The sequence below is a fragment of the Mariniradius sediminis genome (genome assembly GCF_021491425.1).
Taxonomy (GTDB): Bacteria; Bacteroidota; Bacteroidia; order Cytophagales; family Cyclobacteriaceae; genus Mariniradius; species Mariniradius saccharolyticus.
The window spans coordinates 293,702-315,377 of sequence record NZ_JAKEVZ010000002.1 but is presented as its reverse complement, the minus strand read 5'-3'; the positions used below and the strand labels follow the sequence as shown (position 1 = coordinate 315,377).

Annotated in this window: 14 protein-coding genes; 5 read left to right on the top strand and 9 right to left on the bottom strand. The window is 50.0% G+C overall.

What is annotated here, in order from left to right:
* Positions 1 to 36: 36 nt before the first annotated feature.
* Positions 37 to 954, bottom strand: coding sequence for an AraC family transcriptional regulator (locus tag L0U89_RS04010; RefSeq protein ID WP_234860438.1), 918 nt, complete (start codon positions 952 to 954; stop codon positions 37 to 39).
* Positions 955 to 1,101: 147 nt separating this feature from the next.
* On the opposite strand from L0U89_RS04010, the gene L0U89_RS04005 reads away from it, so the two are divergent.
* Both L0U89_RS04005 and L0U89_RS04000 read left to right on the top strand, forming a co-directional pair.
* Complete coding sequence (locus L0U89_RS04005) at positions 1,102 to 2,628, top strand: aldehyde dehydrogenase family protein (protein WP_234860345.1); 1,527 nt, start codon at positions 1,102 to 1,104, stop codon at positions 2,626 to 2,628.
* A gap of 148 nt (positions 2,629 to 2,776) precedes the next feature.
* Positions 2,777 to 3,187, top strand: a complete 411-nt coding sequence (locus L0U89_RS04000; protein WP_234860344.1) for a DUF779 domain-containing protein — start codon at positions 2,777 to 2,779, stop codon at positions 3,185 to 3,187.
* Positions 3,188 to 3,241: 54 nt separating this feature from the next.
* On the opposite strand, the gene L0U89_RS03995 is transcribed toward L0U89_RS04000, so the two are convergent.
* Genes L0U89_RS03995 through L0U89_RS03985 form a run of 3 tightly spaced genes read right to left on the bottom strand, consistent with a single transcriptional unit; the run spans position 3,242 to position 6,669 of the window.
* Positions 3,242 to 3,991 carry a succinate dehydrogenase/fumarate reductase iron-sulfur subunit gene (locus L0U89_RS03995; RefSeq protein ID WP_008629373.1) on the bottom strand — a complete coding sequence of 250 codons (750 nt, stop codon included), beginning with the start codon at positions 3,989 to 3,991 and terminating at the stop codon, positions 3,242 to 3,244.
* Positions 3,992 to 4,017: 26 nt separating this feature from the next.
* The gene (locus tag L0U89_RS03990) at positions 4,018 to 5,952 is read right to left on the bottom strand and encodes a fumarate reductase/succinate dehydrogenase flavoprotein subunit (RefSeq protein ID WP_008629371.1); all 1,935 of its coding nucleotides are present in this window, start codon (positions 5,950 to 5,952) and stop codon (positions 4,018 to 4,020) included.
* A 36-nt stretch (positions 5,953 to 5,988) separates the two neighbouring features.
* The gene (locus tag L0U89_RS03985; RefSeq protein ID WP_234860343.1) at positions 5,989 to 6,669 is read right to left on the bottom strand and encodes a succinate dehydrogenase cytochrome b subunit; all 681 of its coding nucleotides are present in this window, start codon (positions 6,667 to 6,669) and stop codon (positions 5,989 to 5,991) included.
* Positions 6,670 to 6,930: 261 nt separating this feature from the next.
* Here L0U89_RS03985 and L0U89_RS03980 point away from each other — a divergent pair, with 261 nt between their 5' ends.
* The 3 genes from L0U89_RS03980 (at position 6,931) to L0U89_RS03970 (ending at position 10,853) form a co-directional block, all read left to right on the top strand.
* A complete protein-coding gene (locus L0U89_RS03980; protein WP_234860342.1) occupies positions 6,931 to 9,717 on the top strand; it encodes a T9SS type B sorting domain-containing protein in 2,787 nt (928 codons plus the stop codon).
* Entirely contained in the window at positions 9,714 to 10,139 is a 426-nt protein-coding gene (locus L0U89_RS03975) for a thiol-disulfide oxidoreductase DCC family protein (RefSeq protein ID WP_234860341.1), read from the top strand. Before L0U89_RS03980 ends, L0U89_RS03975 begins: the two co-directional genes overlap by 4 nt.
* 66 nt (positions 10,140 to 10,205) lie before the next feature.
* On the top strand, positions 10,206 to 10,853 hold the full coding sequence (locus L0U89_RS03970) for a carbonic anhydrase (protein WP_008629361.1): 648 nt from the start codon (positions 10,206 to 10,208) through the stop codon (positions 10,851 to 10,853).
* Between the two features lie 202 nt (positions 10,854 to 11,055).
* Here the strand turns inward: L0U89_RS03970 and L0U89_RS03965 are convergent, their stop codons facing one another.
* The 5 genes from L0U89_RS03965 to L0U89_RS03945 all read right to left on the bottom strand — a co-directional run bounded on the left by L0U89_RS03965 (position 11,056) and on the right by L0U89_RS03945 (position 21,587).
* Positions 11,056 to 12,078: a PorP/SprF family type IX secretion system membrane protein gene (locus tag L0U89_RS03965; RefSeq protein WP_234860340.1), complete on the bottom strand. Its 1,023-nt coding sequence runs from the start codon at positions 12,076 to 12,078 to the stop codon at positions 11,056 to 11,058.
* Positions 12,075 to 16,970, bottom strand: a complete 4,896-nt coding sequence (locus L0U89_RS03960) for a PKD domain-containing protein (protein WP_234860437.1) — start codon at positions 16,968 to 16,970, stop codon at positions 12,075 to 12,077. The genes L0U89_RS03965 and L0U89_RS03960 overlap by 4 nt, the downstream gene beginning before the upstream one ends.
* 268 nt (positions 16,971 to 17,238) lie before the next feature.
* Positions 17,239 to 19,584 carry a TonB-dependent receptor gene (locus L0U89_RS03955; RefSeq protein ID WP_234860339.1) on the bottom strand — a complete coding sequence of 782 codons (2,346 nt, stop codon included), beginning with the start codon at positions 19,582 to 19,584 and terminating at the stop codon, positions 17,239 to 17,241.
* Positions 19,585 to 19,617: 33 nt separating this feature from the next.
* Positions 19,618 to 20,235, bottom strand: a complete 618-nt coding sequence (locus L0U89_RS03950; protein ID WP_234860338.1) for an OmpW family outer membrane protein — start codon at positions 20,233 to 20,235, stop codon at positions 19,618 to 19,620.
* 119 nt (positions 20,236 to 20,354) lie between these two features.
* The gene (locus tag L0U89_RS03945; protein WP_234860337.1) at positions 20,355 to 21,587 is read right to left on the bottom strand and encodes a hypothetical protein; all 1,233 of its coding nucleotides are present in this window, start codon (positions 21,585 to 21,587) and stop codon (positions 20,355 to 20,357) included.
* Between the last annotated feature and the right edge of the window lie 89 nt (positions 21,588 to 21,676).

Genomic DNA, 21,676 nt, shown 5'->3' with positions numbered 1-21,676 from the left:
AGCAGTTGGATAAAAAAACCATATGATTTCCTTCCGTTACCCCCCCTGTTGGAATACCCTCGGCGTTGTCCCAAATTCCTGCTTGAAGGCTCGGATAAAATAAGTCGGGTTGTTGAATCCGGCCATGTAGCAGACCTCTTGGATTTGGTGTTGTCCAATTTGGAGAAACTGCTTGGCAAGCTTCAGTCGTTCTTTTAGAATAAATTCCATCGGGGAAAGACCCAGCTCACTTTTGAATGTCCGGCTGAAGTGTGCCTTGCTCATGCAGGCCTTATCGGCAAGCTGTTCGAGGGTAAGGTCTTCGCGGATATTGGATTTGATAAAGTCGACGATAAAGGCAATCCGATTGGAGCTTGCCTGCGTTTTGTAGGTTTTTTCCAACATGTCCCGGGCCTGCGTTTGGGAAAGTCGGATAAGCAGCTCTTTCAATGCAAAAGAAGCGATCAGGTCCTTCTCCCGGGACCGCTCCTTCACCCCAATCCGGATGAACCGATTGATGATTTCAGACAAGTCTTGGGTATTGATGAGGTGGAAGTAAGCCAAGTCCAGGCCCCATTCGTTGGTAATCTCTTTGTTGGGGAGCTTTTCGTTGAGCAATTGAAAAGTGTTTTGGATCATTTCCTTCGAGATCGACAGCGCGATGCATTGGGTGGGATTGTTCCATTGGGCCTCGGGAAAGTCGATTTTCATCACTTCGTTGGGTGGGACGATGACTGACTCGCCGGGAAGGTAATCGAAGCCCGGTTTGTCAAAAAGGTGCATGACCTTTTTTCCCTTGAGCATGGTCGTCAAGACCAGATCGCCAAAGCTCAGGTTGACCTCCTTGGCCTGTTGGTGGGTTTCAAAAATATTGAGCTCGCAATTGTCGAGCGTGTAGGTCGTCCTGTTTTCTACGAGTGTCTTGAGGTCTCGGTCATTTCGCCAAGGGACTCCTGCGATAAAATTTGGCTGCATGGCATTCTGGGTCTTTACTGAAAGGTAGCGCTTGCAGATTGGAGAAAAAATGACATTTGTCATTATAGGTCGATCGAATAGCAAAATAAGTCGATAAAAGCTTTTTCACTTCAATGAAATTTGTCGAATAACCAAAATGACCAAATCATGGAAACACTCGAATTGCAACAGAAAAAGGCCGTAGAGAGGCCAAAAGTGAAAGAGAAGTATGACCATTTTATCGGAGGGAAATGGGTAGCGCCAGCTTCCGGCGAATATTTTGACAACATCTCGCCCATCGACGGGAAGATTTTTTCCAAAGCTGCCCGCGGCAACAAAGAAGATATCGAAAAGGCCTTGGACGCTGCCCATGCGGCATTTCCGGCATGGTCCAATGCGCCAGCTGCTGAAAGGAGCCGCGTCTTGCTCAAAATAGCCGACATCATGGAGGAAAATCTGGAGCTCCTTGCACGCATCGAAACGATCGACAATGGCAAGGCACTACGCGAGACCCGTGCTGCTGATCTTCCGCTTTGCATCGACCATTTCAGATATTTTGCAGGCGTGATCCGGGCGGACGAAAGTACCATGTCGGAGCACGACGAGCATACCGTCAGCATCAACCTCCAAGAACCACTCGGCGTGGTTGGACAGATCATTCCTTGGAATTTCCCGCTCCTGATGGCGTGCTGGAAGATTGCACCGGCATTGGCAGCAGGCTGCTGCACTGTCGTGAAGCCCGCCGAGCAAACACCCACCAGCATCATGGTCCTGATGGAACTGATTCAGGGAGTTGTCCCTCCCGGCGTATTGAACGTCGTCACTGGATTTGGCCCGGAGGCAGGAAAGCCTTTGGCGACCTCGAAGCGCGTGGCAAAGGTTGCCTTTACCGGCGAAACGACAACAGGACGTCTGATCATGCAATACGCCTCCGAAAACCTCATTCCAGTGACGATGGAACTTGGGGGTAAGTCACCCAATATCTTTATGAAATCCGTCGCCGATGCGGATGATGATTTCTTCGACAAAGCCGTAGAAGGTGCCGTCATGTTTGCCCTCAACCAAGGGGAAGTCTGCACTTGTCCTTCAAGAATCCTGGTACATGAGGACATCTATGAGGTCTTTATGGAGAGGGTCATCGCACGTACCAAAGCCATCAAGATGGGCAATCCATTGGCAGAAGATACGATGATGGGCGCGCAGGCATCCAACGACCAGTTTGAAAAAATCCTGTCCTACATGGAAATCGGCAAACAGGAAGGTGCCGAAGTCCTCTGCGGCGGGGATAGAGCTAATCTGAATTCAGGACTTGAAAATGGCTACTACATCCAGCCGACGATTTTCAAAGGGCACAACAAGATGCGGATTTTCCAAGAGGAGATATTCGGCCCAGTGACTTCGGTTACTACTTTCAAAACAGTCGAGGAAGCCATCGAAATCGCCAATGATACGCTCTACGGATTGGGTGCGGGGTTATGGTCCAGGGATGCACACGAGCTGTACCAGGTGCCAAGGGCCATCAAAGCCGGCCGGGTTTGGGTCAATTGCTACCATGCCTATCCTGCCCATGCACCATTTGGGGGCTACAAAAAGTCAGGTTTTGGCAGGGAGACACATTTGATGATGCTCAACCACTACCGTCAAACCAAAAATATGCTGATTTCCTACAGCAAGAAAAAACTGGGATTCTTCTAGTAAATCGATTGGATGGTTTGGGATATGGGCCTTGGATTCTCCTTGGAGGATTCTTGGCCCCGCATTCCAGCCAAATTTCAAGCTCGGGATTTTGCCTGTTTGGTACGTCCATCACCACGACTCATGATTGAAGTAAACCCATTTTGCCATGCCACCAGAAGAACTAGTGCCCAGGGTATTGATCACCAAGGCTGCCATGGGCGTCATCGATACACTGCGTCAGCGCATGCAGGGGGAACTGATGTTTCACCAAAGCGGAGGATGCTGTGACGGTTCGGCACCGATGTGCTTTGAAAAGGGCGAATTCAAGATCGGCATGAGCGATGTATGGATAGGGGAGGTGCATGGTTGCGATTTTTTCATGAACCAAGACCAATTCGAATACTGGCAACATACGCAGTTGACGCTTGATGTGATCGCGGGCCGTGGGACCAGCTTTTCACTGGAGATACCCTTGGGGCTCAGGTTTATGGTCCGATCGCGGATTTTTGATGAAATGGAATTGAAAAGACTTGCCCCCGTGATTCCGGGCGAGCAGTATTTGGAGTTATTTGGATAAAAAAAAAGACCGAGTCGCCCCGGTCTTTTTTTGGTTATAGATGCTTATTCATTTTTACAGATTTTCGCTGCTGACGACCGCGGTGAAATACTCGCGGTTCATCCGGGCGATATTGGTGATGCTGATGCCTTTCGGACATTCCGCCTCGCAGGCACCGGTATTGGTACAGGCACCAAATCCCTCTGCGTCCATCTGTGCCACCATCTTTTCCGCCCGGGTCTTGCGCTCTACCTGTCCTTGGGGCAGCAGGGCAAGTTGGGAGATTTTGGCAGAAGTGAAGAGCATCGCGGAGGCATTCTTGCAGGCCGCCACGCAAGCCCCGCAGCCGATGCATTGTGCTGCGTCCATGGCTTTGTCAGCCACGGTTTTGGGGATTGGGATTTCGTTGGCATCGGGTACACCGCCGGTATTGACGGAAATGTAGCCGCCCGCTTGGATGATTCTGTCAAAGGCAGACCTATCCACGACCAAGTCCTTCATGACCGGGAATGCTTTTGCCCTCCAAGGCTCGATGGTGATGGTTTCGCCGTCGTTGAAGGAGCGCATGTGCAGCTGACAAGTCGTCGTCTGCAGCGGTCCATGTGGCTTGCCGTTGATATAGAGCGAGCACATGCCACAGATGCCTTCCCGGCAATCATGGTCAAAGTGCACGGGGTCTTCCCCTTTTTCGGTCAGGCTCTCGTTGAGCACATCCAGCATTTCCAAGAAGGACATGTCCTTGGAAACCTCCGTTACTTTATATTCTTTGAAACCGCCTTTGTCGGCGTTGTTTCGCTGTCTCCAGATTTTTAAAGTCAAATTCATAGCTCCAATGCTTTAGATTCTTGGGATTACTTGTAGCTTCTTTGGGTCAGTTTCACGTTTTCGAAGACCAAAGGCTCTTTGTGAAGGACTTCTTCTTGACCCTCGCCCACGTATTGCCAAGCGGCCACATAGGCATAGTTGGCGTCGTCACGGAGCGCTTCGCCTTCAGGGGTTTGGTATTCTTCCCGGAAGTGGCCACCGCAGGATTCGTTCCTGTTGAGGGCGTCGTCCACCATCAATTCGCCCAATTCGATGAAGTCGGCTACGCGGTGGGCTTTTTCGAGGGATTGGTTGAGTTCCTCGTTTTCTCCCAATACCTTCACGTTGGACCAAAACTCGGCCTTCAACTCTTGGATCATTTTTTTGGCTTCCTTCAGTCCTTCTTCCGTCCTCGCCATCCCGCAGTAGTTCCACATGATTTTGCCCAGTCTCTTGTGGAAATGGTCGACAGTCTTTTCGCCCTTGATGCTGAGCAATTTTTGGACGCGGTCCTTCACTTCTTTCTCGGCTTTCTTAAACTCAGGATGATCTGTGCCGATTTTGGTGGACGGTGTTTGTGCCAAATAGTCCCCAACAGTGTAGGGAATTACAAAATATCCATCAGCCAAGCCTTGCATCAGCGCAGAAGCACCAAGCCTGTTCGCACCGTGGTCGGAGAAATTGGCCTCGCCCAAAGCGTACAATCCAGGGACAGTGGTCATCAAGTTGTAATCCACCCACAGACCGCCCATGGTGTAGTGCACCGCAGGATAAATCATCATTGGGACCTGATAAGGATCCTCGCCGGTAATCTGCTGGTACATGTCAAAGAGGTTTCCGTACTTGGCGGAAATTACATTTTTCCCATCCCGGATGATGGCATCGCGGAAGTCCAGGAATACAGCTTCTCCGGTTTCGTTCACGCCACGGCCTTCGTCGCAGACATATTTGGCATTTCGGGAAGCAACGTCCCGAGGCACCAGGTTACCGAAGGATGGATATTTTCTTTCCAGGAAGTAATCTCTGTCTTCTTCTTTGATATCAGAGGCCTTGATTTGCCCTTTTCTGAGTTTTTCGGCTGTTTCCTTTGTTGCGGGCACCCATACACGACCATCATTTCGCAGTGATTCTGACATCAGGGTCAACTTACTTTGGTGGTCACCGGAAACAGGGATACAGGTAGGGTGGATTTGGGTGAAACATGGATTGGCCATGAAAGCGCCTTTCTTGTGTGCACGCCAAGCCGCGGTCACATTGGACCCCATCGCGTTGGTAGAAAGGAAAAACACGTTTCCGTATCCGCCTGTACACAACAAGACTGCGTGTGCGGAATGGGATTCGATGGCGCCTGTGATGAGGTTTCTCGTGATGATGCCGCGGGCTTTGCCGTCCACGATCACCACGTCCATCATTTCGGTCCTTGGGTAGAGTTTTACTTTACCGTTGGCGACTTGCCTGGAGAGTGCAGAGTAGGCGCCAAGCAAAAGCTGCTGCCCGGTTTGTCCTCTCGCGTAGAACGTTCGGGATACCTGTGCCCCACCAAATGACCTGTTGGCCAGCAAGCCTCCGTATTCCCTGGCAAAAGGAACACCTTGTGCCACGCACTGGTCGATGATACTGACGGAAACCTCTGCCAAGCGGTGTACATTGGCCTCTCTTGCCCGATAGTCTCCGCCTTTGATGGTATCGTAAAACAAGCGGAAGATGGAATCGCCATCGTTTTGGTAGTTCTTAGCAGCGTTGATACCGCCTTGTGCAGCGATGGAGTGTGCACGTCTTGGGCTATCTTGGAAGCAAAAGGCTTTCACGTTGTAGCCAAGCTCTGCCAAGGAAGCCGCAGCCGAAGCGCCCGCCAAGCCTGTCCCCACGACGATGACGTCGTACTTGCGCTTGTTGGCGGGATTGACCAGCTTCACGCTGAATTTATGTTTGGTCCACTTCTCGGCCAAAGGGCCATCAGGTATTTTGGAATCTAGTATCATAGGTCAAATTTTTACCCAAATAAACTATTAGAAATTTTATGCTTGCAGGAACATCATGATCGGAATCAAGGCAAACAGTGCCGGAATGAGAATAGAGAATCCAATACCCACTTTTTGGATCAGTGGAGAATACTTGGCATGGTTCAATCCAAGCGTCTGGAAAGCACTGGCAAATCCGTGTGAAAGGTGGAAGGCCAAGAAGCCCATGGAAACCACATAGAAGAGTACATAGAGGGGATTGGAATAAGCCTCTGCAACGATCAAGTAAACGTTTTTGTAGGTAACTCCTTCGTACACGGCTGTGGGAATTTCTCCGAATTTGAATTCGTACCAAAAACCGCGTAAGTGTACCAGAAGGAATATCAGGATGAGTGTTCCCAAAATCCCCATATTCCTCGAAGCCCAAGCGCTGTTGGTGTTGGCCTTGCTTTCTGCATAACCAATTGGACGTGCGGCCTTGTTGTACCGGGAAAGCATAATCGAGTAGATCACGTGGATAAGGATAAAGGCGAAGTTACCGATCGAAACAACCCGGATAAGTGGATTCTTCGCCATTGTTTCGGCATAAATGTTGAAGGACTCGCCACCATCAGGTATCAGCAACTGAAGGTTACCCGCCAAGTGGACTACCAAAAACAAAATCAGGAAAAGACCCGTAAGGGCCATCAGCAGCTTTCTGCCCAGTGTGCTATTCAAGGTCTTGGATACCCAGCTCATATTTGTTTTATATTAGATCGATTGATGTTTGGATTTTTAATCTGTCGGCCAAATTTACGTGCCGCAAACATAGCGAACAAACTGACTTCAATCGATTGAACTTATTTTAAATTGTTCTAAATAGACTCGAATTCGAGCCCATTCTGAGCTAATTTTCATGTTGTCCTAACCTTGTGTTTATTTTTATTGTTTGAATGAAATAAATAATTTCACCGTGATTTGGATATCTTCGTATATCTACCTGACCAAACCATCGATTACATGAAATTGCAAGGTTCCGTTTTTCTGCTCTCCCTGGTAATGATGTTTTTTTATGCAAGCAATGCTTGGGCCACCCATATCCGGGCCGGTGAGATCACTGCAGAGCGGGTTTCCGTCCAAACGCTGACGTATAGGATCACCGTCGTGGGCTACACGGATACGCGATCCAGCGTCATATTCGGGCCCGGGGAAGTGAACTTCGGCGATGGCACTGAGGCAGTGACACTCAATACCCAGGCTGATTTTGTGTTGGTCGAATCATTGGGCAATCAAATCGAGAAAAACACATTTGTGATCACGCATACCTACCAAGGGCCGGGACGCTACACGATCCGTTTCCGGGAATTCAACCGGAACGACCGGACACTCAACATGGATAACTCCGTCGAGACACCTTTTTATGTGGAGACCCAGATCGTTATAGACCCTTTTATCGGTATCAACAATTCACCCGTCCTGACCATCCCTCCCGTAGACAACGGTGCTGTCAACAAGCGCTACATCCACAATCCGGGCGCCTATGACCCGGATGGTGACAGTTTGTCTTATGTAATGGACATTCCAAAGCAGGATTTCCAACGTCCAGTCAATAACTACAGAAGCCCGGGAACGTCCGAGTTCAGCTTCAGACAGGAAGACGGATCGACGCCCGCATTCCTGACCTTGGATGCACTAACAGGCGATTTGGTCTGGGATGCCCCTGGTTTGGCCGGACAATTCAACGTAGCGTTTCGAATACAAGAATGGCGAAAGATCGCTGGAGAATACCAATTGATCGGTTACGTAGTGAGGGATATGCAGATCATCATCGAAAATTCCAACAACAGGCGACCGGAATTGATTTTGCCTGACGATCTCTGTGTAGTGGCCGGGGAACGGATTTCCGATATTATCATTCAAGGTTCTGACCCGGATGGGGACCCGATCAAGATTGAGGTTTTTGGTGATCCGCTTGAAATCAATACTTCGCCGGCTACCTATGCTCCTGAATCTGTTTTCCAACCTAGTCCTGGTATAGTCAGATTCAATTGGCAGACTGTCTGTGCCCATGTGCGTGAGCGTGAGTATGACGTGCGTGTACGGATCACGGACCAGCCGCGTTCGGGTCCAGCGCTGGTGGACATCAAGACCTGGAAGATCAGGGTTGTGGGGCCGCCTCCGGTTTGGGACAACATCGAGCAGGGCCAGTCGCGGTCCGTGAACCTGGAGTGGCAACCCTATTCCTGCTCCAACGCCGCGGACGTGATGCAGGTCTGGAGGAGGATCAATTCCGATCCCTACGAGCCGGATTCCTGTGAGACGGGAATCCGCGCAGGTTACGAATTGGTGGGAGTCACCAACATGTCCACATTCAGTTTTCTGGACACGAACATGGGCGAAGGTCTGGCACCTGGAAACACCTACTGTTACCGGCTTGTTGCGGGATATCCAAGCCCTAGAAACGGAGTTAGCATTGTTTCGGAGGAAATCTGCGTGACCATCGACGTGGACGTTCCGATCATTACCAATGTCAGTATCGAGGCGACCGATGCCGCCAATGGCGAGATTTTCGTGAAATGGACGCCGCCCTACGATATCGATAGGACCCAGTTTCCGGGGCCGTTCACATATGAACTGGTAAGGAGGACCGGGTTTACCGGTAATCAAAACCGCACGTCTGTAGTCAGTACCGCGGACACCTTCTTCACGGACACTGGCCTGAACACTGAGAACCTGGTCTACAACTACAAGGTGATCCTCAAGGAAAACACCACGACGATAGACAGCTCGACCTCGGCCTCCTCGGTCAGGCTGGAACCCGTCATCATCAACGAGGCCATCGAGCTTAACTGGTCCTTTACAGTGCCCTGGAACAATTCCATCAGCCAGTACAAACATGAGGTCTACCGCAACAGGAACGACGCCAATGCCCAGGACGAGAACACTTTTGAACTGATTGCCGAGGTGGACGTAACCACTGCCGGTTTCACGTATTTGGATGACGGACGCCACAATGGAATTCCGCTCCGCAGGGATACCGAGTACTGCTACTATGTGATCACAAAAGGCGCATACAACGTCAGCCAACTGACCTATCCTTTGGAAAACAAATCCCAGGTCATCTGCGCGAGGCCGGATGACGACAGGCTGCCATGCCCGCCGGTGTTGACTTTCGAAGGGCCAGAATGCCAGGAATACCTCTCCGACAAGCCCTGCGGCAACACCACGTTTACCCACGAACTGGGCTGGGAGCCGAATTTCACGGGATCCTGTGACGATGAACTGAGCGCGTTCAGGCTGTATTTCAATGAGGATGGCGAAGAGGGGGAATTTACCTTGGTGCGTACATTCTCGCCTTTTGAAAGGGATGCGGTTATCAACAACCTGAGCAACTACCGTGGCTGCTACTACATCACGGCTGTCGACAGGTCCGGCAACGAAAGCGAACCGAGCAACACGGTCTGCGTGGACAACTGTCCGGCGTATTTCCTTCCGAATGCCTTTACCCCGGACGGGGACGGCATCAACGATACCTTCATGGCCTTCGACAATCCGTTTGCAAAATGCCCGAGGTTTGTTTTGGGCGTGGAGGTATTCATCGTCAACCGTTGGGGAGTCGAGGTGTTTTCGTTCAACAGCCTTAGTTCCAACGAGAACGATGTCTTCATCCGCTGGAACGGCAGGGACAAAAACGGCAACGAGCTTCCGGCGGGCACCTACTTCTACACCGCGACGGTCAGGTTTGACGTTTTTGACCCGGCTTTGAAAGAGCAGACGTTCAAAGGGACGGTCCAGATCGTGAAATGAGTCTTCCGAAGGATTACGGAATCATACTATTCGACGGCGTTTGCAACCTCTGCAACCACGCCGTCGATTTTGTGATCCAGAGGGATAAGAAAGACCGATTCAAATTTGCCTCTCTTCAGGAGCCTTTTTTAGAAGGATTTTTGAAAAGATACCACATTCCTAACGCCTATTTGGATTCCATCGTATTCGTGTACCGGGACAAGGTATATGTGAAAAGCCGGGCTGCCTTGGAGATTGCACGGCTGATGGGAGGATTTTGGAGTTTGCTTTACTTTTTTGTGATTGTTCCTGAAATTATTAGGGATCCGATTTACGATTGGATTGCCAAAAATCGCTATCGCTGGTATGGCAAGCGAAGTTCATGTCGCGTTCCCACCCCCCAAGAAGCCGCAAAGTTTCTGAAGCCGGCTGATTTTTTATAGCCATTGCAAAGGTTTTGTTTTGAATTTGGGCTTCGATTCAATAGTTTCCCATAAAAATATTTTAAGATGGATATCAAAAAGGTTTTTAAGAACAACGAATTGTGGATTGCGGAAAAGCTGGAAAAGGACAAGAACTATTTTTCTGATCTTTCCAAAGGCCAAAATCCGGATATTCTCTACATAGGTTGCTCTGATAGCCGCGTGACGGCAGAGGAATTGATGGGCGTGCAGCCCGGAGAGGTGTTTGTCCATCGCAACATCGCCAACATGGTGATTTCCATTGACCTCAATGTGATGTCGGTGTTGGAATATGCGGTCGGCACACTCAAAGTCAACCACGTTGTTGTCTGTGGCCATTATTTCTGCGGAGGTGTCAGGGCCGCCATGAATGCAGCTGACTTGGGATTGATCAACCCTTGGCTTCGCAATATCAGGGATGTGTACCGCCTCCACAAAAAGGAACTCAATAAGATCGAAGACGAAACGAAACGGTACAATAGGCTGGTGGAAATCAACGTGCAGGAGCAATGCGTCAATTTGATAAAGACCGCCGTAGTACAGCGCCACATCAAATCAAGGGGATTGAAGGTTCACGGTTGGGTATTTGATATCGAGACCGGGAAGTTGATCGATTTGAAAATTGACTTTTCCAAAATCCTCGAAGAGATCATGGAGATTTACGATTTGGGTAACTTTTCCCATGAAATGCTTTGAGTTAGCAGCTTGAAACAGTAAAGGCGGACAATCATCCGCCTTCTTTCTTTTATTCATCTTCCGCATTTATAAGGGAAAAACTGATCAATGAACAGGAAGTGCATCGGATTGGCTACCATGTAATAATGGGAAATCGGTGTTTTTGGCTGACATGTAGGAAAGGCTTCTTTTTTGATGCCGATCGCAATCACGGACGCTTTTTTCACATCATGAAGTTGAAGCACTTCAAGATTCGGCTTCTTTGGTTGCGGGATTTTGGATCTCCCATCAGGAATTGGTAGCGAAAGGATACTTCGTGGGCTCCTTGTGCTGCCGAACCGATTTCGGAGAGCATAAAATCATAGCTGTACCCGATGACCATCCCGATGGGAAGGTTGACGCCGAGTAGCAGGATGATGGAGTCCTGATTGGGCATATTGCGGGTACCCGGAATTCCCCTAAACCCTAGGCCGCCGATGACATTTCCGTAGAGCATTTGTGCGCCGATATCAAGTTGCTGGAACGGGTTTTGGTTTTTGTAATTGAAGAGCAAAGTGACTTGGTTGTCAAATTTCGACCCGAAATAGTTTTTGGTGCCGAGGGGAAAGGAAAATCCCCCGTGCACACTCCATTTTACAGGGAGAAATCCGACTTCATTGTCGGGGAAAAAGCTCAAATTGGGGCGATTGATATGATAGGCCGATGCGCCCAGCCAAAGGTGTTCGTTGTGTACCAATGCTCCGAAACCAAGATCAAGATATCCGTACGGCTCAAAATCAGGGATTTGATCTATGGTCGATTGGTTGATGGTACGACTGAACAAATCCACTTGGTCACCGAAAATCAAGTTGTCCAACCTGGCACTTCTCCTTGCGTATCCTGCCTGCCCGCCCAGCCGAAAGCTCCAATCTTCCGAAAGGCTCAAATTGTAGCTGTAGAAAAATGAGATGTCGGAGGTGTTCATCTGCATATTGGCCTCTTGGAAGCTGTTGACCAAAACACCAAAACCGCTTTTGAGATCATAGCTGTAGTGGTCAAAATAGGCCGAATAGGCATTGAAATCATAGGAAAGTCCCGGCCATTGCTTCCGGTAATTGACACCGAAGCGACTCAGTTCCGTAGAGCCTGCCAGAGCGGGATTCAGGTTGAGTGGGGATGCGTAGAATTGGGAAAAATGGAAATCCTGTCCTTTTGCCGTCCATGCAAAAAGCATCAAAAGGAGCGCTATGGTGCTTTGTATTTTCATTTGAGCAAAAGGAATACTTCGGTTTTGGTTTCCACGCGTCCGTCCACGGTTTTGTATTGTAGCTTGTAGACATAGTTTCCAGGCATCGCGGTCTCGCCGCGTATCTTCCCATCCCAACCACGGGAATTGATATCCGTGGTATGGAAAAGGCTTTCTCCCCATTTATTCAACACCCAAAACTCAAGGCTCTCCACATTGACAAATTTCGGGAAGAAATAATCGTTGACGCCATCACCATTGGGCGAGAATACGTTGGGGACCACCAAGAAATAGTCCACGACTTTGATTTTCTCTTTCCACTCCAGGATGCAGCCAAACTTGTCGATGGCTTGAAGCGTGATTTCGTATTCACCGCCAGCTTGGTAGGTATGCCTTGGATTGGTTTCAGAGCTACTGTTACCGTCTCCGAAGTCCCAGAAATAGGACACCACTTCGCCTATTGTCTTGTTGACAAACTCGATTTCGATTCCCACCAAAAATCCTCCATTTTGGTCAAAGGCAACGGATTCAATCTCCGCATCCAGCACGACATTGGTATTGGATACTTCGTAGGAAGTCTTGAATTCACAGCCGGCTTGGTCACGAACAGTCAAGAGGTAAAGGCCCGGATTGTCGGCTACCATTTGGGTACCGTTTTGGAAAACAAGACCGCCAGACCATTGGATGGAGTAGGGGGGCACGCCTCCCGTGACATTGAGTAGGAATTCTTCCTGGACTTTCCTTGGACTACAATCCACGAGCTGATTGCGGGTAGCAAGCACCTCGATGGGTGGTGGTCGCTTGATGACAAACTCACGGTTCGAAACACAGCCGTTGGCATCGATGATGTTTACATTGTATGTCCCCGTGGTCAGCCCTGTCAAATTCTGGGTGTTTGCGCCATTGCTCCAGGCGAAAGTGTACGGTGGTACGCCTCCAGAAACCTGCAATTGGATGCTGCCGCTCGTACCGTTATTACAATCCAAGGCATCGTTGACGACTGCGCTGATGCTGATGTTTTCTGGCTCGAGTATGGTGAATTCGCGCCTGATATCACAGGAACCGAACTTGCTCACAGTCACGCCATAGGTCCCGGGCCCTAGGTTGAAGAGCTCAGGAACCTGTCGCCCGTCATCCCATCTGATGAGCAAGCCTTCATTGCCGCCTTCAATTTCCAGCTTGATCTGTCCATCGTCTTGACCAAAGCAGCTGACATTGGTAACGGTTGGGTTGATTTTGAATACGGGTGCGTCAATGATGGTGACTGCTTGAGTGACCACGCAGCCGATTTGGTCGGTGACGGTGACGGCGTAATTTCCGGGACCAAGGTCTGTGAAATTGGTCTGGTTGGAGCCAAAATCCCACTGTACTTGATAAGGTCCGATTCCTCCGACGATATTGAGTTTGATGAATCCATCTTTGGCCTCATAGCAGCTGATATCGCCCTTTTCGATGCTGATGGCTAGGCGTTGCGTAGGTTCCGTGATGGTTATTGGCCCAGATTCGAAGCTGCATCCATTGGCGTCAGTGAGGGTCAATTCATAGACGCCTGCCTCCAGGTTTTGGAGCGATAGGCTGTTTGCGGGGAACGGGTTACCGTCTTTTTCCCAAGATATCTGGTAGGGTACTGTTTCGATTCCGCCTTCCGCTACGAAGGAAATGCTTCCCGAAAGATCACCTGTACACAGCACGTCCTGTTTTTCCACAAATGTCACTACCAGTGGAGTCGGTTCGGTGAGGGTATACCCTGCAGGCACTTGGCAACCGAAATCGTCCGAGATCACCACGGCATAGTCTCCGGGTGCCAGGTTTTCGATTTCCCGCTGGTCCGAGGTGAATCCATTGGGACCTGTCCAAGCATAGCTGAACGAGCCATTTCCGCCTCTGGGATTCAATCGGATGAAGCCATCGTCGGCGCCCTTGCAGGAAATACCAAATCCATTGAATTTACCTACGTCCGTATCCAGGGTAATCGATGGATTCACCACGATGGAGTAAATCGAGGGTACTCCCGAACAGGTCCCTTGGTTTCCGGTTTGGGCAAGCACTTCAAAATCGACTTGTATCGGATTTGGCGTTGGGTTGACCAAATCCATCTCGGGAATGGTGTTGCCCGTTCCTGAAGGAATCGCACCTTGGACGCCATTGGCTCGGGAGATCCAGGAAAATGTCGCACCTTCCACATTGCTGGTGATCGTCACTGCGTCACTGGAAGTCCCGGTACAGAGTGTTTGGTTGGGAAGGGAAAACGCAATCTCAGGTGCAGGCTGTAAGGCAACTGTGAGTGTAAATGGCTCGGCTGGGCAATTTCCCAAGCTGGGCACAATGTTGTACACCACTTGTTTCACCTGGTTGGAATTGTTGACCAGCGTCTGGGAAATGGTTGGCGCAGGGATATCATTTGAAGCGATTCCCGTCACATCCGGTACGGGGTTGGCGTTCCAAGTGAAGCTTGTTCCTTGAACCACGCCAGCAGGCCTGAAATCAAATGGAGTCCCGCTGCAAACTTCGATTTCAGCGTCAGGATAAATCGGCGCCGGATTCACTTGAATGATGTACCTGGCTATCACCTGTTCGCAGGCTCCCAAGTCTTCCGGAACGATGCTTGCGCTGAACACCACATCTACGGGTACGTTTCCGGTATTGACCAGAGTCTGGGCGGGAATCAGACTTTCCCCATTAAGTGTTACGCCTTGGACTTCATTGGCTTCTGCCGTCCATGTGACTCCCAACCCGGGAGGTGTAGAGCTGAGTTGGACGGGGAGTGAAGTTTCGCCTGAGCAAATGACTTGGTCTGGAATTGAGAAGGCTACTTCGGGTGCAGGTGTGACGGTAATAAATACTTCTTCGACTTGGCTACATCCTGTGGCCGTGTTGGTAACCGTTACTTCGAAGCGGGTGTCTTGGGTAGGGCTGACGATTGGATTTGCAGTGTTGGCGTTTTGAATTGGACTCGCTGGTTCCGAACGCCACTGATAGCTGTAAGTTCCCAGGGGCGAAACGGTCACGTTCAAAGTAATCGCTTCACCTCGGCATATCGATGTGTCTTCCGTAATCTGAAGTTCAGGAATCGGGAAAACCTCGAAATCACGACTTGCCACGGTCGTACCGCAGGAGGTCGTTACGGCAAGCGTTATCTTTTTTGGTCCAATAGTATTGAAGTCAATAAGTCCGGGGTCAAGATTGGTCGAGGTGGAAATGCTTCCGCCCTCAATGGTCCACAGGTAAGTTGCAGCTTCTTCACCGCATAGATTCAGTATTTGGGGAATTGGATTGAGCGATAGGCCGCCGCAAGCCGTCACGGGTATGGTAGGTAAAATTACCTGCGGTGGCGCAAACACGCTGACTGTATCGGAGGCCGTGAAAGTCCCGCAGGAAGTGACCATGCTTTGGGTGATCAGGTATTTCCCAGGATTGGTGAAGACAAATTCTGGACTGTAGGAATTGGAATTGCTGCCAGCGGCGAAACTCCAGCCCGAGGTGCTGCCGCAATTTCCACCCAAATAGCTGACCGTCCAGTCGAAATAGTCGCCCCCGTCCGCGCAGGTTCCTAGGAGATTTGAGGTGTTTGTAGCTTTCACTTGGATCGGGCCACAGCCTTCCGCGACATCCAACTCAAAGGCTGGTTCCGGGGTCGGAATGATGCAAATTGTTTCTGTCACCTCTTCGATACCGCAGCGATTACCTGATATCAACTTGATCGTGTAGACGCCGGGTACGGTGAATTTTGGCGTCAAAACCTGCGAACCGACCAGCCAGATATTGGGAACGTTGGGGTTTGGGCGACTCCCGAGGGTATTTCCGGGACTCAATTCCCAGCCAGTGGCGGGACTGACTTCCCAGACAAACCTGCCGATGTTGGTGCATTGTCCGTTGTTGCTGACCTCGTTTCCAAATAGGGTTTCGTTTCGGATGTCGAAGAATGTATTCTCGCAAAATACCGAATCGGCCAGGCCAATAATGGGTTCAGGCTTCTCCGTGATATAAATCGGTACGACTTGCGCAGAAGACTTTGAACAGGGATTTTCCGCCAAAATCGTTGCCGAAAATGAGTTGCCGAATCCGGGTGCTCCGAATTTGCCACAGGAAGTCTCCGTAAAAACATGGCTGACGAAAGCAGGCGGGGGATGGGTGAAAACCTGAGGCGGTGTGCCGTCCGAAAATGTAATCGTGTAAATCGTCCCCGGAGGATTGTTTTCTGTTCCCGTGATCGGGAAGGTCAAGGCTTCGCCGGAGCAAATGTTTGTATTGCCGGGGTTCCCAAAACCCACAGCGGGGTTGGATCCAATGAAGACGCCGATTTTTTTGGTGACGCTGCAGCCGTTTTCGCCCACCACCGTGTATTCGAGGTAATAGACGCCGATTTCATATGCATGTTGCACTTCATCCCAGTCTGTCGCTTCAAATGGTTCAGAGCCGTCTCCCCATTCAATTGTGTAGGATACGTTGGTCTCTTTCGTCGTGGAAGTGTTGTAAAATGTAAAGTTGGATTCCTCATTGTCGCAAACGATAAAGAACGGCAGACTGTCAAAGTCCGTATCGCTTCTGTCACTCACAACCGAGGTAGAGGGAACTTGCTTGACGGTAATCGGGCTGGTTTTGGAATCCGTAACGCCCAAGGAATCGGTCACCGTCAATGTCACATCAAATGTTTCTGTACCATTTCCAACCGCAGCGGTAAATGCATGTTCGGGCGAAGCGAGCGTGGATGTAGTCCCATCACCAAAATCCCAGAGGTAAGTCAGTTGGGTCCCCGTTGATTTGTCGGTAAACTGAATCGGCGCACTGCCACAATCTTCCGGTTGTTCGAAGGAGAAGTCTGCAGTGGGTGGGTCGATGGTTTCTGTTTTCGTTGATTTGGAGGCCTGATTGATGCGTAGAATCCCCACCATCGCTGCCCCAACGCTTCCCACTCCCAAAAACAGGAGGAGAATTGAAAAAAATCTGCGAAAACCAATCATCTACTTCAATGCCAAGAATTGGAAAAACATTTGCGAACGCCCATGAAGATAAATAAATGTGTCCAAATGCCCAGCGGGGTATTGAAAACTTTATGGCGATTCCAGCAATAGTCCAGAACGTATATTTTGTTCTATAAAAAAGACGGCTAAAGCCGCCTTTTTCATACGCGTGATGAGGTGGGAGTCACTTTTTTGGTCCCAAAGCTGGGACCCTTTTTTTCTAGAATTCAATCCTGTAGCTCAATATGGGGATCAAAGGCGTTTGGTAAGCGGTCTTGATGACTCCCTCCATCGGTTCGAAATAGCTGCCAAAAGTATTCTCCCGATTGGTCACGTTTTGGATGTCGAGGGCCAAAGTTTGGGTCGAATGAGGCCGGTTGCGCTTGAGGCTTACCCGTAGATCCGTTCTGAAATAGGCTGGGTTTTGGATTTCAAAGGCACGGCTTTCATCTTTCACCGTCTCCCCCGCAGCGATGGATGCTTCCAAATCTATGGGTGTATCCCAAAGTCCACCTCCATATACAGACCGGATGTTGACTCCAAAGACCCTGTTCTTTTTCCAGTGGTATTCCTTTCCTGCCGTGAAAACCAGGTTTGCACGTCCATTGAAGCGGGTATTTCTCCATTTGTTTTCCTCTGTTTTATAGAGGGAATTGTAAAGTGATGCCGAAAGCAGAAAGTACAGGTTGCGGTGGGTGAACTGCTCCAGCGTAAACTCCGCTCCGTAGTTTTTCCCAAAGCCGCGGTTAACCAGTGGGTCTGTCATGAAGGACCACTGCTGGTTGAGGATCGAATAGGTTTGGTCTTCGCCTGGCTTGATCGGGATTTGGAACAGGTGCTGGTAATAGGTTTCCACTTTCAGGCGCAGGTAAGGATTCAGGGAGCGGTCATAACCCAATACAAAATGGTGGGATTTACTCAAATCGAGGGCTTTGTTAGGGAAAATGGTTTGACCTTCCTCTTGTTGCTCGGAAAAGTATGTTCCCAAAGGCTGGATTTGACTGTGAAGTCCATAACCCAGGCTGAGTCTTTGTCTTTCGTCAAGTTCATAGGTCGCGCTTATCCTTGGCTCCATGGAATTGGAGCCATTGAGTAAAAACCGCATGTAATGTAAGCCCAGGTTCAGGTTTAATTTTTCGCTTGCACGGACCTGTAGCTGGGAAAAGGCCTGGACACTTTGGGTGCTTCCTTTTGAGTCGATATTGGCCACCATGTTTCCTGCCTGCTCGTCAAATGATTTTTCGCGCAGGTTGAAATACAGTTGGTTAAGGAAAACCCCGCTTCTCAGGTTGTATTTGGGGGAGATTTTGGTATTGAGTACGGAGCTAAAGGTGATTTTTGACTGACCAAAATTCTCAAAGTACCTTTCTTCGGATTGGTAGGACTCATTGAGGCGATCGTAGGTGCTACCTATGCCATTCCCAGAAGCCAAAACTGTCGTTTGGAGAAAATTCGACTTGTTGAGCATGTAGGTATGCTTGATACCAACCGCTCCCGTATTGGAGAAGAATGTGGAACTGTATCGATCTGCATCAGTCGACCAATTCAGGGAATCTTTGTCTGCATTGCTGTTTTGATCGCTCAGGCCCCCGAATCCGAAGATGGAGATCGTACTTTTCTTGCCTGTCGGCAAATAAAAGTTGAAGGAAAGATCTTGGAAATTGGTTACGAAATCTCCTAAAGGCACCCCCATTTTGGAGAGAATCGACAGTGTGGAGTAGCGGTAATTGATCAGATAAGAGCCCTTGTAGTTAGGGGAAAGGGGTCCTTCCGCAGCGATATCGGTGCCGAGGAATCCAGCTTGGAAGGTGAACTCCCGCTTTTCGTTGTTCCCTTTCCTCAAATTTAAATCGAATACACCCCCAAGCGCATTGCCATATTCTGCGGGAAAAGCACTGGTGATGAAATCCGAATTGCTCAATAGTTGCGCGCTCAAGATGGAAATACCGCCGCCGGAAGTGCCTGGGTTTACGAAGTGGTTGGGATTGGGGATATCGATTCCCTCCATTCGCCAAAGCAGGCCATTCGGACCATTTCCGCGAATCGAAATGTTGTTATTGCCGTCATCGGTGCTCACCACGCCTGTGAAGGAAGTCACCATGCGTCCGGGGTCGTTGACTGCCGCGGCAAATTTCCGGGTCTCTTCCACCGTAAAGGTGCGACCGCTCACCGCGATCATGTCGTTGACGGTTCGGTCTTTTTCAGAAGCGATCACGACGACTTCCTCCATCTGATTGAAGTCTTCCTGTATAGCGACCGTCAGAACTGTCTCTTTTCCAGAGTTGACCAGGATTTGAGGTAAGATCGCGTCCCGGTATCCAATAAAGCCCACCCGCAGCGTGTGGCTGCCAAGGGGTACATGAGGGATTTTGAATTCCCCATTTTGATCGGACACGGCACCCATGAGAGGTTCGGTGTTCAAGATCATGACAGTGGCGCCCGGCATCGGGGATTTTGTGACTTGGTCAATCACGGTTCCGCGGATCGTCTGGGTCAAAGTTTGGGCAGTTGCCTGGCAAACTCCCACGGAGAATGCCAGGACAAAAAGTAAGATAGTTGGTTTCATGTGTGGGTTAGTATGGATGGTTTTGACGCTTTGTTATTGCCAGTGGCTTCTTCCCCACCTGCCGCCGCCGACAAAAAAGCCAAGCGTGAAGCCGAAGTATTCATTGGTGGACTGACCGATTACTTCACCGGCGATGTTTTGAAGGTCGCTTTTTGGTACAAAGTTGTATTCGGCACCGATTCTGAACTTGCCCAATTCCACCCCGGCGCGTACCATCGGCGCCCAAGCAAAGCTTGCCCGTAGATTTCCGATGTCATCGGGGTCGATATCGGTACTTTCGATATTAACGCTGCTGAAGGTGTAGTACCCAAATCCGGCACCCACATAGGGGGCTGCCTTTCCTTTTTTATAGTTGAAATAATAGTTAGCTGTGCCCGAAAAGGATGTATTTGCTGATATTTCCCCTGTAAAGTCCTTGGGGATATCATAGTAAACAATATCCTTGGCCAAGCCTGCGACGCCAAATCGCAAACCGAGCGCAAGGTTTCTTTGCACCAATATCTGTGGCTCGAAATTGACCAAGGCACCGATACCTCCGCCTTTTGGTGCTGCGGCACCGAGGTCCATTTGGAATCTAAATCTGTCCGCCTGTTGGCTGTAGGCGGTAAATGCAAGAAGCGATAGGATGAATACTGTGATGAGCTTTTTCATTTTGTGGTCTGTATTGTAGCAGGCTGTCTGCTAGGTTATGATTTGCTTTGATGACAATTGCTGAAAGCTTTACCCCTATTCGGGAAGCAAGTTTTTTTTTGGAAATGGAAGGAGATTGTTTAGAAAATTCTGAATCCCGCCCTGAATCCCCACCACCATTGGCTGCTGATGTCTTCGGGATAGATGTTTTCGTTCCTGATCTGGGGATTGGCGTAGGTGAAGAGCTCGGGATGGCCCGCAAAGGAATCATCAAAAACCCGGAGATTGAGCGTGGGTCCGGCGAATACGGCAAGCTTCTTGGAAAGCTGCACATCGGCCCCGACATACAGGCGATTGACCAAGTTGAGCGCTTCGACGCGGCCTTTGCTGAGCTGTTCCGAGCTCGCTTCGATATTGAGGAAGACATTCCGGCCGAGTTTGGGTGATGTACCGACGCCGTAGCCAAATGCCCAAGTGGGTTGCTCATTGAGTTCGGGCCGGATTCCGGCGAAGAGGATGTTGTAAAACTCCCGCTTTCCCGTACGCAGCGCCAGGTTCATGGGCAAAACCTCATTGGCACTGATCTCGACCGTCTGGTATCCGGACCTTACAAAGCTGATAAGACCTACAGGCACTCCACTCATGCTGTCCGCGTAGTTGATGATCCCGAGTTGGAAACCGTCGACTTTGCGGGCATAATTGAAGCTCCCGACCTGTGAACCGCGGACGTCGTGGGCGGTGAAATTGGCCAAACCGGCAATCTGTGAGCCTTCGAGGTCTTTTCCGGAGAAGTTGGCCAGACCGGAGATTTGGACGCCTTTGACGGATTTGGGGGAAAAATTGGCGAGGCCAGCAAGTTGGACGCCATCCACGGTCCCGGTCGTAAAGTTGGTCAGGCCCGCCAATTGGACGCCCCGTACGGTATGCAGGTTGGAATTGAACAGTCCGGCCAGTTGGACGCCATCGACTTTTCCGCCGACTTGGTTGAACAGTCCCGCCAACTGGACCCCGGTCATATCGCCGCGGTTGATGTTGAAAAGACCCGCCATCTCAAAGGCCCGTGTGCCGGCAGAGTAGCCTCCGAGAAAATTGAAGGAGACGTCGTTGATGACATTGCCGGAATTGGTACCGTTGGTGCCCACAAAGGGGACAAAGGAAAACTGCATCGACACGGTCGTCGTGTCCGCACCTTTGAGGGTAAAAACCCGCACTAGCGGATTATTGGCTGCTTTTGCTTCGTTGAACTGATCTCCTTCTAATTCGGTCGATGCAGTGGAAGTGTTTTGGGACTCGGTCGAAGATTGGGCGCCGGCTTCCAAGGTTTGGAAGGCCAAGAGCGCTGCGGTAGCGAGTATTTTGCTGAAAGTATGCATGGTATTGGTTTCGTTTCAATACCAAGACAATTGAGGAAGGGGAGACCCCTATTTGGGGTTGAAAAAAATTGGGAATACCTCAAGCTATT

Bases quoted from the DNA above. Each gene is read 5' to 3' on its own strand.
- L0U89_RS04010 (WP_234860438.1), bottom strand. From the start codon at position 954: ATGCAGCCAAATTTTATCGCAGGAGTCCCTTGGCGAAATGACCGAGAC.
- L0U89_RS04005 (WP_234860345.1), top strand. From the start codon at position 1,102: ATGGAAACACTCGAATTGCAACAGAAAAAGGCCGTAGAGAGGCCAAAA.
- L0U89_RS04000 (WP_234860344.1), top strand. From the start codon at position 2,777: ATGCCACCAGAAGAACTAGTGCCCAGGGTATTGATCACCAAGGCTGCC.
- L0U89_RS03995 (WP_008629373.1), bottom strand. From the start codon at position 3,991: ATGAATTTGACTTTAAAAATCTGGAGACAGCGAAACAACGCCGACAAA.
- L0U89_RS03990 (WP_008629371.1), bottom strand. From the start codon at position 5,952: ATGATACTAGATTCCAAAATACCTGATGGCCCTTTGGCCGAGAAGTGG.
- L0U89_RS03985 (WP_234860343.1), bottom strand. From the start codon at position 6,669: ATGAGCTGGGTATCCAAGACCTTGAATAGCACACTGGGCAGAAAGCTG.
- L0U89_RS03980 (WP_234860342.1), top strand. From the start codon at position 6,931: ATGAAATTGCAAGGTTCCGTTTTTCTGCTCTCCCTGGTAATGATGTTT.
- L0U89_RS03975 (WP_234860341.1), top strand. From the start codon at position 9,714: ATGAGTCTTCCGAAGGATTACGGAATCATACTATTCGACGGCGTTTGC.
- L0U89_RS03970 (WP_008629361.1), top strand. From the start codon at position 10,206: ATGGATATCAAAAAGGTTTTTAAGAACAACGAATTGTGGATTGCGGAA.
- L0U89_RS03965 (WP_234860340.1), bottom strand. From the start codon at position 12,078: ATGAAAATACAAAGCACCATAGCGCTCCTTTTGATGCTTTTTGCATGG.
- L0U89_RS03955 (WP_234860339.1), bottom strand. From the start codon at position 19,584: ATGAAACCAACTATCTTACTTTTTGTCCTGGCATTCTCCGTGGGAGTT.
- L0U89_RS03950 (WP_234860338.1), bottom strand. From the start codon at position 20,235: ATGAAAAAGCTCATCACAGTATTCATCCTATCGCTTCTTGCATTTACC.
- L0U89_RS03945 (WP_234860337.1), bottom strand. From the start codon at position 21,587: ATGCATACTTTCAGCAAAATACTCGCTACCGCAGCGCTCTTGGCCTTC.